This window comes from Micrococcus sp. GbtcB5, from assembly GCF_019091605.1.
In the GTDB taxonomy this organism is placed as follows: domain Bacteria; phylum Actinomycetota; class Actinomycetes; order Actinomycetales; family Micrococcaceae; genus Micrococcus; species Micrococcus luteus.
In genome coordinates this window covers 20,839-33,487 of sequence record NZ_JAGXJK010000010.1, presented here as the reverse complement: position 1 = coordinate 33,487, position 12,649 = coordinate 20,839, and the positions used below count along the sequence as shown (strand labels likewise).

Annotated in this window: 9 protein-coding genes and 1 tRNA gene; 3 read left to right on the top strand and 7 right to left on the bottom strand. The window is 76.0% G+C overall.

Annotated elements, in window-relative coordinates; all coding sequences use genetic code 11:
• Positions 1-3 precede the first annotated feature (3 nt).
• On the top strand, positions 4-1,266 hold the full coding sequence (locus tag KVS67_RS05130; protein ID WP_020627988.1) for a CdaR family transcriptional regulator: 1,263 nt from the start codon (positions 4-6) through the stop codon (positions 1,264-1,266).
• On the opposite strand, the gene KVS67_RS05125 is transcribed toward KVS67_RS05130, so the two are convergent.
• The 5 genes from KVS67_RS05125 to KVS67_RS05105 form a co-directional block, all read right to left on the bottom strand.
• Positions 1,256-2,506 (bottom strand): glucose-1-phosphate adenylyltransferase family protein, encoded by a 1,251-nt coding sequence (locus tag KVS67_RS05125; RefSeq protein WP_217564888.1) that lies wholly within the window; start codon positions 2,504-2,506, stop codon positions 1,256-1,258. The genes KVS67_RS05130 and KVS67_RS05125 overlap by 11 nt on opposite strands.
• Positions 2,507-2,583: 77 nt before the next feature.
• Positions 2,584-3,525, bottom strand: a complete 942-nt coding sequence (locus tag KVS67_RS14395; protein ID WP_063189924.1) for a DNA-formamidopyrimidine glycosylase family protein — start codon at positions 3,523-3,525, stop codon at positions 2,584-2,586.
• Between the two features lie 14 nt (positions 3,526-3,539).
• On the bottom strand, positions 3,540-4,052 hold the full coding sequence (locus KVS67_RS05115; protein WP_063189922.1) for a VOC family protein: 513 nt from the start codon (positions 4,050-4,052) through the stop codon (positions 3,540-3,542).
• Between the two features lie 137 nt (positions 4,053-4,189).
• The gene (locus KVS67_RS05110) at positions 4,190-9,238 is read right to left on the bottom strand and encodes an ATP-dependent helicase (RefSeq protein WP_217564886.1); all 5,049 of its coding nucleotides are present in this window, start codon (positions 9,236-9,238) and stop codon (positions 4,190-4,192) included.
• The gene (locus tag KVS67_RS05105) at positions 9,235-9,693 is read right to left on the bottom strand and encodes a 23S rRNA (pseudouridine(1915)-N(3))-methyltransferase RlmH (RefSeq protein ID WP_169577790.1); all 459 of its coding nucleotides are present in this window, start codon (positions 9,691-9,693) and stop codon (positions 9,235-9,237) included. Before KVS67_RS05105 ends, KVS67_RS05110 begins: the two co-directional genes overlap by 4 nt.
• A gap of 104 nt (positions 9,694-9,797) precedes the next feature.
• Between KVS67_RS05105 and KVS67_RS14335 the strand changes: the two genes are divergently transcribed.
• Positions 9,798-10,886, top strand: a complete 1,089-nt coding sequence (locus KVS67_RS14335; protein WP_206481589.1) for an alpha/beta hydrolase — start codon at positions 9,798-9,800, stop codon at positions 10,884-10,886.
• 66 nt (positions 10,887-10,952) lie between these two features.
• Here KVS67_RS14335 and KVS67_RS05095 read toward each other — a convergent pair.
• Positions 10,953-11,043 (bottom strand) — tRNA-Ser (locus tag KVS67_RS05095).
• A gap of 74 nt (positions 11,044-11,117) precedes the next feature.
• The gene (locus tag KVS67_RS05090) at positions 11,118-11,624 is read right to left on the bottom strand and encodes a nucleoside deaminase (protein ID WP_206481588.1); all 507 of its coding nucleotides are present in this window, start codon (positions 11,622-11,624) and stop codon (positions 11,118-11,120) included.
• A gap of 83 nt (positions 11,625-11,707) precedes the next feature.
• Here KVS67_RS05090 and upp point away from each other — a divergent pair, with 83 nt between their 5' ends.
• A complete protein-coding gene (upp, locus tag KVS67_RS05085; RefSeq protein WP_010079486.1) occupies positions 11,708-12,343 on the top strand; it encodes a uracil phosphoribosyltransferase in 636 nt (211 codons plus the stop codon).
• Positions 12,344-12,649: the final 306 nt, after the last annotated feature.

Below are 12,649 nucleotides of genomic sequence, written 5' to 3'. Positions count from 1 at the left end.
GGCATGGTGCAGGAGGCAGGGGTCCCCGAGGAGTCCGGGGACGCGGAGCGCCGTCTGCGGGAGGCCTGGTCGGCGCTGCTGGAGGACGCCGACCGGATCGCCGACGAGATCGCCGCCGCCACGCTGGGCGGCGACCAGGGCGGGGCGTGGTCCACGCCGGAGCTGCGGGCCAGGCTGCGTCGTAGCACGCGGGAGCACGTCCGTCGGGGCCTGCGGGGCCTGGCCGGCGTGCCCTCCGGGGAGGGCGCGGGAGGGCGCCTGGTCGACACGTGGCGGGCCACCGGCGTCGAGCGCGCCCGCCAGGGGGTGCCCCTGGAGACCGTGATCTCCACCTACACCTCGGGCAACCGGCTGCTCTGGGAGGAGCTGGGACGGCGGGTCCGCGAGGGCAGGCTCGACATCACGACCGAGGAGCTCCTCGAGGCGGGGCGCCGGCTGTGGGAGGACCTGAGCGTCACGGGCGAGGTCCTCAGCGCCGCCTACCGGCGGGAGACCGCGCGCCTCACCCTGCGCGACCTGCGCCGTCAGGAGGACTGCCTGGCCGGGCTGCTGGAGGGGAAGGGCGCGGACCCCGTCTACGCGGAGCAGGCCGAGGAGATCCTGGGCGTCCGGGCGACCGCCCCCCTCGCCTGCGTCGTCGCCCTCGCCGAGGACCCGGGGAGCGACGTGCTCCATCACCCCGAGGACCGCATGGGGCGACTCGGGGCGACGTCCCGCTGGGCTGTGCGCGAGGGGGCGCTCTACGGTGTCGTCGAGCCTCCCTCGACGGACGAGGAATGGCTCACGGAGGCGCTGGGCCCGCTGGTCGAGGGCCAGGTGGGAGTGGCCTGGGCCCGGCAGGGGATCCCCGAGACGGCGGCGGCGTTCCGGCTGGCGACGCGGGCGGCGCACACGCTCCCGCCGGGCGAGCGGCGGCTCGCCTGGGCCTCCCATCGGCTGCCGGAGGTGCTGCTGGAGTCCAGCCCGGAGGTCGCCGCGCTGCTGGTGGAGGAGGTGCTGGGACCGCTCCGGGCGCTGCCCGCGGACCAGCGCGCCACTCTGATGGAGACCCTGCGGGCGCTGCTGCGCCGCTCGGGCTCCGCGACCCTCGCCGCGGAGGACCTGATCTGCCACCGCAACACCGTCATCTACCGCACCAAGCGCCTGGTGGAGCTGACGGGGTGCAGCCTGCAGGACCCGCGGGGACGCCTGATGCTGGAGCTGGCCGTGCTCGCCGCAGACCGGGCCGGCGGGCCGGTCCGGAGGGCGCGGCCGATCAGTCCCTGACGGGGGCGCCCGAACCGGTGGTCTCGTCCGAGGAGGCGGGCCCGCGCTCGCCCGGCTCGAGGACCACGACCTCGTCGGCCGGCTCCGCGCGCCCCGTGGCGCCCTCGGCCGGGATGGCGGCGCCGACGTCGGCGATCACCGTGTCCAGCACCGCGCCCGAGGGCACCGTGCACTCGCCCAGCAGGATGCTCCCGCGCACCACGGCGCCGGCCTCGACCACCACGCTGGGGCCCACGACCGAGTCGGTCACCTCGCCCTCGATCCGGCAGCCCGGGCTGAGCAGCGAGCCGGAGACGCGGGCGTCCGGGGCCACCCACGCCGGCGGCGCCTGGTGGGGGTTGGTGATCAGCGGCCAGCCCTCGGCGGCGACGTCCAGGCCGGTGCCGTCGAGGATCTCCCGGTGGGCGCGGACGTACGCGTCCAGGGTGCCGATGTCCCGCCAGTACCCGACGAGGCGGTGCTCCCGCACGCGTCCCCGCGCCACGAACGCCGGGATGATGCTCTCCCCGTAGTCGCCGAGGGAGGAGCCCACGGGGTCGCCGTCCTCATCGGTCTCGCCCTCGTCCTTGGTGGCCGCCTCGTCCTCGCCCGCCACGAGGTCGCCGACCACCTCGGAGAGCGCGGCGACGTCGAACACGAACACCTCGGTGGCCACGAGTGTGCCCGCCGGGTCCTCCGGCTTGTAGGCGTAGTCGGTCACGGCGCCGTCGTCGTCCACCTGGACGACGCCGAAGCGCGAGGGGTCCTCGTCCGTCTCGGTGGTGACCACGGTGAGCTCGGCGCCGGAGCGGGTGTGCTCGGCCAGCACGGGGCGCAGGTCCAGCTGGTACAGGTGATCGGCGGAGAGCACGACGACGGTCTCGGCGCCGAACTGCTCCAGCAGCGGCAGCTGCTGGGCGATCGCGTGGCCGTTGCCGCGGGCGAAGCCCTCCTCGGCGCGGCCCTGCGCGGGGGGCAGGAGCCGCAGGCCGTGGCGGGTGCCGTCGAGATCCCACGGCCGGCCGCCGGCCAGGTGCTGGTTGAGCGTGAAGGGGCGGTACTGCTCCACGACCCACACGTCCCGCAGGCGCGAGTGGGCCAGGTTGGACAGGACGACGTCGATCAGCCGGTACTGGCCCGCCAGCGGCACCATCGGCTTGGCGCGGGCCGCGGTGAGCGGCATGAGGCGGCCGCCGGTGCCGCCGGCCAGCACGAGCGCGACGACGGCGCCCTCCGGGTCCTTCGGGAACGGGTCGGCCATGACTTCTCCTCGGGTCGGGGGCGGGTTCAGCGTAGGGAACGGGGACGACACGCGGCCACCGTTGGGGCGCGTCCGGCTCAGCGCTGGCAGTGCGGGCACCACCACAGCCGCCGCGCATCGTCCTCGGGGGAGCCGTAGTCCTCCTGGCGGACGGGGCCGCGGCAGCGCAGGCACGGGGTGCGGTCGTGCCCGTAGACCCAGTACGACGGCGTCCCCCCGCCACGCGCGCCGGGCGTCCGGCCGGGTGCCGTGTCGGGTGACGGACCGGCCGGGACCAGCACCTCGACCCCGAAGGGTCGCGCCGGGTTCGGACGCACGCCCGTGGTCCGGCGCCGGGCGCCCGCGGCGGGGGCGGCGGGCGGGACGTTGGCGCGCAGCAGGTCCCGGGCGAGCAGCACGAGTCCGGCGACGTCGTCGACCTCGCCGATCGGCCGGTGCGGGTCGATGCCGGCCAGCAGGAGGGTCTCGCAGCGGTAGATGTTGCCGATCCCGGAGACGAGCCGCTGGTCGAGCAGGGCCAGGCCGACCGGCCGCTCGGGCCGGGCCGTGAGCCGCCGCACGCCCTCGGCGAGCAGCGCGGCGCCCTCGTCGGGCGTGTCCCAGGCCGGGTCCAGCAGGTCGGGGCCGAGATGGCCGAGGACGGTGGCCTCGTCGGCGGTGGGCACGAGGGTGAGCAGGCCCAGCTGGGCGCCGAGCACGCGGTGCTCCGCCGTCTCCAGCACCGCCCGCACCTGCCAGGCGGGGGCGCCCCACCGCGCGTCGAGGGCCGAGACGAGCCAGCGCCCCTCCATCTTCAGGTGCGAGATGAGCGTGAGCGGCCGGGCCCCGGGGCGGGCCGCGGGCGGGGTCAGCCGCATCAGCAGGTACTTGGCGCGCGGCAGGACCTCGGCCACCGTCCAGCCGATCAGGTCCGCGGTCGCGTGGCGGGGCACGCGCAGATCCGCGTGCGTCAGGGGCCGGCCCTCGAGCACGGGGCGGATCCGGTGCGCGACGCGGACGAGGGAGTCGCCTTCAGGCACGGGCCGTCACCGGCTCAGGCCGCGTTGAGCTGCCAGGTCACGCCGAAGCGGTCCCCGACCCACGCGAAGCGGCGGGAGAAGCCGTAGTCGTCGGGCGGCATGTAGTCACGGCCGCCGCCGGCGAGGAGCGCGTCGTGGATCGCGTCCACCGCGGTGGCGTCCGGCAGCTCGACGAACAGGCTGATGGCCGGGGTGAATGAGAAGCCGTGCGGGGTGAAGGAGTCGAAGAAGCGCAGCCGCTGGCCGGCGATCTCGAGCTCGCCGTGCAGGACCTTGCCCGCCCATGCGGCGCCGCGCGGGGAGGAGTCGTCGAAGAGGTTGCGGCGGACCTCGGTGACCGGCAGGTATTCCACGAACGCGGTGAGGTAGGCGTCCATGGCCGCACCGGCGTCACCCTCGAACAGGAGGAACGGGGTGACGGAGGGGTCCGAGGGGTGCGGCAGGGCGTCCTCGAGGGCCTCGGGGGCCGGGGAGGTGCCCGTGGGGGCGGTGCCCCCGTCCTCGGGCGGGGCGGCGTCGATGCTCATGGGCCGAACCTACCCCCGGGCCCCGCCTCCGCGACAGGGCCACCCCGGGCAACGCGGGTTGAGTTGTCGCGGGTGTTCGACGGCGGGACCCGTGACAACTCAACCCGCGTTGCGGACGGGCGGACGGGCGTGGGTTCTCAGTTCCGGAACCGGATGCCCGACGGGCTCGAGTAGAACCCCGCGGCCAGCAGCGCCTCGGCCAGCGGCGTGCCAAGCACGGGCCCGCCGTTGACCTTCTCCAGGCTCAGCCGCTCGGTCCGGCCGGTCCGCAGCGCCCACACGAGCGCCTCCGCCGCGGCCCGCAGCTCACCCGGCTCCTCCGTGAACGCGAGCAGCGTGCGCCCGCCGCGCTCCATGTAGAGCGCCAGCCGCCCCGCGATCAGCACGACGACGGCGCCCGCCTTCCGACCCGGGCGGTGGCCCGTGGGCACGACGCCGTCCGGCCCGGCCGGCACGGATGGCCAGTCCAGCGCGGCGCCGTAGGGATTCGCCGGATCCGTCGCGGCCAGGGCGAGGGCGAGGGGGGCGGCGTCGACGGCGGCGTCCTCCTCGTCCCGCTGGAACCCGCGCAGCCGATCCACCACCGCGCCGGTGGAGAACTGCGCGCCGCCCAGCCCGTCGACGAAGTGGCCGCGGCGCACCTGGCCCGCATCCTCCATCCGGGTGAGCAGCCGGTACTGCCCCGCGAACCCGCCGGGGACCTCCTCGGCCACCACGGAGCCGCGCGTGATCACGCCGTACCGGTCCAGCAGCAGCTCGGCGGTCGCGTGGGCGCGGATCGTGGGGTCCTGCTCAGCGGCGGGCAGCAGGGACCAGCGGCCGGCCGAGCGGGCCTGCTCCGCGGCCGAGAGCCCGACGGTCCCCGCCGTGAGGCCGGCCGAGCCCCGGGCGCCGCCCTCGGGCGAGGTGAGCCCCGCGTACCGGCCACGCCCGCGCACCCCGGCCAGCCGCCCGCCGAGCCCGCGCCCGGCCGCCGCCCCCGCGGCCCCGCCCGTCCGCGCGGTGCGGGCCCGCGGCGTCTGCCGGCCGGTGCGGTGCGCGGTCTTGCCGAGCGAGAGCAGGCCGCGGACGGGGGCGAACGTGTCGTTGCCGACCCGGCCGTCCCACACCAGGCCCCACAGCGCGCCCAGCACCGCGGGGCCGCGGGCCAGGTCGGCCGGGTCGCGGTGCGGGTCGGGGCCGCCCGCCCCGCCTGCGCCACCCGCGTCGCCGCCCGCCGCCTGCACCGCCCGCACCCGCTCCACGAGCTGGGGGAAGAACCAGGCCCCGCCGCCGGCGAGCACCTCGAGCACGGCCGCGCGCAGGGCGGCGTCGGCCGGCGTCTCCTCCGCGGGCTCGGGCCGGCGCAGCGTGAGGTCCACGGCGTCGGCGGGGTGCAGGGCCACCCAGCCGTCGTTGCCGGTGGCCTCCCCGACGCCCGACCACACGTATTCGCCCGTGGCCAGCAGCTCGTCGAGCAGGGCGGGGGCGTAGTCCCGCACGCGGGCGGGCAGCACGAGGGACTCCCACGCGCTCGCGGGCAGGGGCGTGCCGGCCAGCTGGTCCAGGACGGTGGCCACCCCGTCCACGCCCTCGAGCGTGGCCGGCGGCCGCCAGGCCCCGTCGCGCCCCGCCCGCGGCCGCAGGTGCTGCCAGTCGGCGAGGAACCGGGCGTAGGCGGCCTGGTCCACCGGCTCGACCTCGGCGCGCAGCGCGGCGAGGGAGCGCATGCGGATCCGCCGCAGCACCTCGGCGTCGCACCACTCGGCGTCCAGGCCGGTGGCCCCGGGAGTGCCCTCCGGCCGGAACGCGCCCGTGCTCACGCGGCGCTCGGTGGCCAGGCGCTGCAGCACCGAGAGCACGACGGCGCCCCCCAGCCCCAGCGCGGCCCCCGCCTCGGCGGCGGTGAAGGGGCCGTGGGTGCGGGCGTAGCGGCCCACGAGGTCCCCGAGCGGGTCGTCGACCGGATCGAGGAATGCGGTGGGCACTCCGTGCGGGATCGGCGTGCCGAGCGCGTCCCGCAGGCGGGCGGCGTCCTCGACGGCGGCAAACCGCTCGACCCCGTCCTGGCGCAGGCGGAATGCGCGGCCGGCGCGCTCGAGCTCCACCAGCATCCCGGCGACGGCGGCCTCGTCCGCGGCCTCCTCCGCCTCCCCCTCGGCCCGTGTGCGCCGCGCGGCCTCCGCCACGGACAGCGGTCCCAGCAGGCGCAGCAGGTCCGCCACGCCCTCGACTCCGCGGGCGCGCCGGTCGGGCGCGAGCCGCTGCAGCTGGGCCTCGACCTCCGCGATGACCCCGGCGTCGAGCAGCTCGCGCAGCTCCTCCGTGCCCAGCAGCTCGGACAGCAGCGCGGGGTCGAGGGAGAGCGCGGCGGCGCGGCGCTCGGCCAGCGGGGAGTCGCCCTCGTAGATGAACTGCGCGATGTAGCCGAACAGGATGGACTGGCTGAACGGCGAGGGCGCCGTCGTCGTGACCTCCACGAGCCGGACGGCCCGCGAGGACACCCGCCCCGCGAGCTCCTTGAGCGCAGGGAGGTCGTAGACGTCCTGGAGCACCTCGCGCACGGTCTCCAGGATCACGGGGAACCGCGGGTGCTTCCGTGCCACGTCCAGCAGCTGCGCGGACCGCTGCCGCTGCTGCCACAAGGGGGTCCGCCGCCCGGGATCACGGCGCGGCAGCAGCAGGGACCGGGCCGCGTTCTCCCGGAACCGGGCGGCGAACAGCGCGGACCCGCCGACCTCCGCCGTGACGATCTCGTCCAGCTCCTCGGCCGTGAACTCGAACAGCTCCGCGCCCGGCGGCTCGGCGTCCATCAGCGGGATGCGCAGCACGATCCCGTCGTCGGCGGCCATCGCCGCGCCCGAGCCGGTCTCCAGCCCGTACCGCTGCGCCAGCCGCGCCCCCACCGCGAGCGCCCACGGGGCGTGCACCGCCATGCCGTAGGGGGAGTGCAGCACGACGCGCCAGTCGCCGAGCTCGTCCGTGAACCGCTCCACCACGAGCGTCTGCTCGGTGGGCAGCACACCGGTGGCCTCGCGCTGGTCCTTCAGGTAGGCCAGCAGGTTGTCCTGCGCCCACGGGTCCAGGCCCGCGGCCTCCAGGCGGGTGCGGCCGGCCTCGGGGTCCGCGTCCAGCTCGCGGCGGAAGCGCCCGACGGCGTCGCCCAGCTCCGCCGGCCGGCCCGCGGCGTCGCCCCGCCAGAACGGGAGCTTGCCGGGCTGCCCGTACGCGGGCAGCACCAGGACGCGGTCCGCGGTGATGTCCACGATGCGCCAGCTTGTGGCGCCCAGCAGGATGACGTCCCCCACACGGGACTCGTAGACCATCTCCTCGTCGAGCTCGCCGACCCGGCGTCCGCCGGAGCGGGCCGAGCCCGCGGACGCGGTGCCCGCCGACTCGGCCGTGTCCCCGGCCGCCGCGCCGCCGGGGGTGCCATCCGCGCCGCCGTCGGAGGCCAGGAACACCCCGAACAGGCCGCGGTCCGGGATGGTGCCGCCCGAGGTGACCGCGAGGCGCTGGGCGCCGGGGCGGGCGGCGAGCGTGCCGTTCTCCCGGTCCCACAGGATGCGCGGGCGCAGCTCGGCGAACTCGTCCGAGGGGTAGCGGCCGGCCAGCAGGTCGAGCACGGACTCGTAGGCGGAGAACGGCAGCGTCGCGAACGGCGCGGACCGGCGCACGAGGTCGAACCACTCCTGTGCGTCCAGGTCCGCGACGGCGACGGCGGCCACGGTCTGCTGGGCGAGGATGTCCAGCGGGTTGGCGGGGATCCGCAGCGACTCGATGCGCCCGGCCGTCATGCGCTCGGCCACGACGGCGGTGTCCACGAGGTCGCCCCGGTGCTTGGGGAAGAACACGCCCCGGGAGACCTCGCCCACCTGGTGGCCGGCGCGGCCCACGCGCTGCAGACCGGAGGCCACCGAGGGCGGCGACTCCACCTGGATCACCTGGTCCACCGCGCCCATGTCGATGCCCAGCTCCAGCGAGCTCGTGGCCACGACGCAGCGGATCTGGCCGGTCTTCAGCGCCTCCTCGACGATGGCGCGCTGCTCCTTGGACACGGAGCCGTGGTGGGCGCGGGCGAAGTCGGAGACGGTGCCCGATCCCGTGCCGGTCTGCCCGGCCACCTGGGCGGGGCCGTGGAAGCCGGTCGGGTCCGGTGTGCGGAAGCCGGGGACGGCGTCCGGGTGCTCGGCCGCGGCGGCCGCCTCGGCGCGGGCCTCCCAGATCTCGTTGAGCCGGCCGGTGAGGCGCTCGGCCAGGCGCCGGGAGTTGGCGAACACGAGCGTGGAACGCCGCTCGGCCACCAGGTCCACGATCCGCTCCTCGACGTGCGGCCAGATGGACCCGCCCGTCACCGCGCCCTCGTCGCCGAGCCCGCCCGTCGAGGAGCCGGGTCCCAGGTCGTGGGCTGCGGCGGGGGAGGAGAGGTCCGTCAGGTCCGGCACCGGCACCGTGACCGTCAGGTCCCAGCGCTTGGCCGAGGCGGGCCGCACCACCGTCACCGGCTGCGTGCCGCCGAGGAACCGGGCCACCTCGGCGGCCGGCTCGACCGTGGCGGACAGGCCGATCCGCTGCACGGGGGCGTCCAGCAGGGCGTCCAGGCGCTCGAGGGAGACGGCCAGGTGGGCGCCGCGCTTGGTCCCGGCCACGGCGTGCACCTCGTCCACGATCACCGTGCGGACCCCGGCCAGCGCCGCGCGGGCCTGCGAGGTGAGCATGAGGTACAGCGACTCGGGCGTGGTGATGAGGATGTCCGGCGGATCCTGCTGCAGGCGCCGTCGCTCGGCCGCCGGGGTGTCTCCGGAGCGCACACCCACCCGGACGCGCGGCACGGGCCTGCCCTGGTGTGCGGCGGTCTGTGTGATGCCCACCAGCGGGGCCCGCAGGTTCCGCTCCACGTCCACGCCGAGCGCCTTCAGCGGCGAGACGTAGAGGACGCGGGTGGCCGCCGTCCCCTCGGCGGCGGGCTCGCGCACGAACGAGTCGAGCGCCCAGAGGAAGGAGGAGAGGGTCTTGCCTGAGCCGGTCGGCGCGATCACCAGTGCGTGCCGCCCGGAGGAGATCGCGTCCCACGCGCCGAGCTGGGCCGGCGTCGGGGCCTCGAACGCGCCCGTGAACCAGGCGCGCGTGGGCTCGGTGAACCGGCCCAGGACGACGTCGGCCGCGGGCGTGGCCGTGCCCGCTGCGGTCTCCGCGGGCCCGCTCATGCGTGGTGGTACGGTCGGCCGGCGGAGATCTCCTGGGCTCGGTAGACCTGCTCCGCCAGGATCAGCCGCACGAGCTGGTGCGGGAAGACGAGCGGGGACAGGGACCAGACGCGGTCCGCGCGGGCGTGGACCCGGGCGTCCACCCCGTACGCGCCTCCGATCACCATCGTCACCGGGGCGCCGACGTCGAACCGGCTCTGCAGGTGCCGCGCCAGACCCGGCGAGTCGAACGCCGTCCCCCGCTCGTCCAGCAGGATCAGGTGCTCGTCCGCGCCGACCGCGCCCAGGATCCGGTCCGACTCCTCCGTGCGCGCCGCCTCCTCCTGCCGCGCGGAGTGCGGCAGCAGACGCCACGAGAGGTCGTAGGGCCTCTTGAGGCGCCGCTCGTAGCGGTCGATCCCGTCGACGACCCACGCCTCATGCTTCTTGCCGATGGCCAGCACCCGAACAGACATGGCCCCATGATCGCACCGGCCGCGGACACGGTACGGGGGTCGGCCCCCGCCGCTCGGTTACGCTCGCCGGGGCGGGGTGCCTGGCTCCGCACGGGAAGGGGCCCATGACGTCGACCGCACGGTCCCCGCGGGTGTCCCGCCGCGCCGCGCTCGGCCTCGGGGTCGGCGCCCTCGCGGTGGGTGGGGTGGCCGTCGTCACCGACCTGGCCGGCGCGACCGCCGGGCCGCTGGGCGCCAACGCGCCGGCCCTGTACGACATGCGCAGCTCCACCGGGCACACGTACGCGGCCCTGCCCGGGCGCGCCGGACGCATCGACGTGTACCGGCCGCCGGGCCAGGGCCCGTTCCCGGTCCTCGTGTGGAACGCGGGCTCCGGCTGGCGCAGCGATCGCGGCTACAGCGACGGTGTCGACGTCGCCCGCGGCCTGGTCCCGCACGGCTACGCCGTCGCCGCGTTCTCGGTGCGCAGCTCCAGGCAGGGCACGTTCCCCGCCCAGGTGGAGGACGCGACGGCGGCGGTCCGCTGGGTGCGGCGCAACGCCCCGGGCCTGCAGCTGGACGCGGGGCGGGTGGCCGTGGCCGGCTCGTCGTCGGGCGGTTGGAACGCCCTCATGGCCGGCCTCACGGGCGGACAGGACCTGGACCGCGAGCAGGTGCCGCTGCCCGGCCGGGAGGTGCCCGACGGCGGCCACGCGATCCCGGAGGAGGACCGCGTCCAGGCGATCGTGGACTTCTTCGGCCCCACGGACTTCCTGACGATGAACCGCCAGATGCTCCCGGGCGCGTGCGCGGACTACAACCGCGCGAACCGGCTGGAGCACTGCCACCTCGACGACCGCAGCACCAAGTCGGACATGCTGGGGGTGCCGGTCCTGGCCTCGGGCGGCCTGACCCGGCTGGCCTCCCCGATCGCGCACCTGCGCCCGGACTCGCCGCCCCTGCTGGTCGTCCACGGGCGCAAGGACGTCACGGTGCCGTGGGGGCAGAGCCTCGAGCTGTACCGGGCCGCCGAGGCCGCCGGACTGCGCACCGCGTTCTACTCGGTGGCCGAGGGTGGCCACGACCTGGGCATGATGACCGCGAAGACCCGCAGCGCGGAGGTGCTCCGCAGCGGTGTGCCGGCCAGCGCCGTGCACGCCACCATCTCGTGGTCCGCGGTGGCCTCGTTCCTGGACGCCGTCCTGCCGCGCTGAGGCGGCGGCCGGCCCTGCCCCGGCATGGCGAAAGCCCGGGAGCACGAGGCTCCCGGGCTTCACATCTGGCGGTGACGGTGGGATTTGAACCCACGGTACGGGGTTACCGTACACAGCATTTCGAGTGCTGCACCTTCGGCCGCTCGGACACGTCACCAGACCAGGACACCCTACCCGAGCCGTGGCGGCGCGCCCAAACCGGCCGCCCGCCGTCGTCGGGCACGGGCGCGTTCAGTCGCGCTGGGCGGCGAAGAACCCCCGCAGCAGCGCCGCGCTCTCCTCGGCGCGGACGCCGGCGCGGACCTGCACCTGGTGGTTGAAGCGGGGGTCGCGGACCACATCCAGCACCGAGCCGCACGCGCCCGCCTTCGGGTCCCACGCCCCGAACACGACGCGCGGGATGCGGGCCAGCAGCAGCGCACCGGCGCACATGGGGCAGGGCTCGAGGGTCACCACGAGGGTGCAGTCCGTCAGGCGCCAGCCGTCGCCCGCCCCGGCGGCGGCCCGCAGCTCCGCCCCGCGGCGCAGCGCGAGGACCTCGGCGTGGGCGGTGGGGTCGTGGTGCTGCTCGCGCTCGTTCCCGACGACGGCCAGGACGGCCCCGTCGCCGGCCACGAGGGCGGCTCCGATCGGCACGTCGCCGGCCGCTCCGGCCACGCGGGCGGCCCGGAGTGCCAGGCCCATCCACGCGTGCTCCTGCTCGGCCGTGGGCGCGGGGGAGGGGACGGGGGCGGACACGCGGCCAGCCTAGCGGCGGTGTCGGCGCCCCCGCGGGCGCGGGGACGGGCGCAGGGGCGCGCGTGGGCGGTACCGTGGGCGCCATGCGCGTCCACATCGTCGACCACCCGCTCGTGGCCCACAAGCTCAGCGTCCTGCGGGACAAGAAGACCCCGTCCATGATCTTCCGGCAGCTCACGGAGGAGCTCGTGATGCTGCTCGCCTACGAGGCGACGCGCGACGTGGCCATGGAGGAGGTGCGGATCGAGACCCCGGTGACCGAGACCACCGGCTTCCGGCTGGCCCGGCCGCGTCCGCTGGTCGTGCCGATCCTGCGCGCGGGGCTCGGGATGCTGGAGGGGATGACCAAGATGGCGCCGTCCGCCGAGGTCGGGTTCCTCGGCATGGCCCGCAATGAGGAGACGCTGGACATCGTCACCTACGCGGAGCGGCTGCCGGCCGACCTGTCCGGGCGTCACGTGTTCGTCCTGGACCCCATGCTGGCCACGGGAGGCACGCTGATCGAGGCCATCCGCTTCCTCTACCAGCGCGGCGCGGCGCGGGTCACGTGCCTCTGCCTGCTCGGAGCGCCCGAGGGCATCGAGCGGCTGGAGGCCTCGCTGGGCGACGTCGAGGTGGACCTGTACCTGGCCGCCGTCGACGAGCGCCTGGACGAGCGGTCCTACATCGTCCCCGGCCTCGGTGACGCCGGCGACCGGCTCTACGGCCTGGCGGAATGACCTGATCGGACCTCCGCGTCCGCCGCGAGACGACCACGGTTCCCGCCCCCACCGGGCGGGGACCGTGGTCGTCTCACGGGAGCGTCTCCGGCGGGGACGTCAAGCGGAGCCGCGAATGTGTCGTCCATTTAGTGGACGTCATGGCCCGCTGTGACCCGTCATTATGGCGTCATATGGAATGCCTGGAAGTCGCCTGCATAAATATTCCGCATACGCACTGGTCCTGCGGTGCACTCTCCCCTGTCGAACAATGAAAAGAGTCCCGCGGGTGAGCCGAGTGGCGGCGCGACGCTATTCCGGCCCGCG

What these genes read in the sequence shown, in the direction of transcription:
- KVS67_RS14335 (WP_206481589.1), top strand. Translation starts at nt 9,798, where the DNA reads ATGACGTCGACCGCACGGTCCCCGCGGGTGTCCCGCCGCGCCGCGCTC.
- upp (WP_010079486.1), top strand. Translation starts at nt 11,708, where the DNA reads ATGCGCGTCCACATCGTCGACCACCCGCTCGTGGCCCACAAGCTCAGC.
- KVS67_RS05130 (WP_020627988.1), top strand. Translation starts at nt 4, where the DNA reads ATGGTGCAGGAGGCAGGGGTCCCCGAGGAGTCCGGGGACGCGGAGCGC.
- KVS67_RS05105 (WP_169577790.1), bottom strand. Translation starts at nt 9,693, where the DNA reads ATGTCTGTTCGGGTGCTGGCCATCGGCAAGAAGCATGAGGCGTGGGTC.
- KVS67_RS05125 (WP_217564888.1), bottom strand. Translation starts at nt 2,506, where the DNA reads ATGGCCGACCCGTTCCCGAAGGACCCGGAGGGCGCCGTCGTCGCGCTC.
- KVS67_RS05110 (WP_217564886.1), bottom strand. Translation starts at nt 9,238, where the DNA reads ATGAGCGGGCCCGCGGAGACCGCAGCGGGCACGGCCACGCCCGCGGCC.
- KVS67_RS05115 (WP_063189922.1), bottom strand. Translation starts at nt 4,052, where the DNA reads ATGAGCATCGACGCCGCCCCGCCCGAGGACGGGGGCACCGCCCCCACG.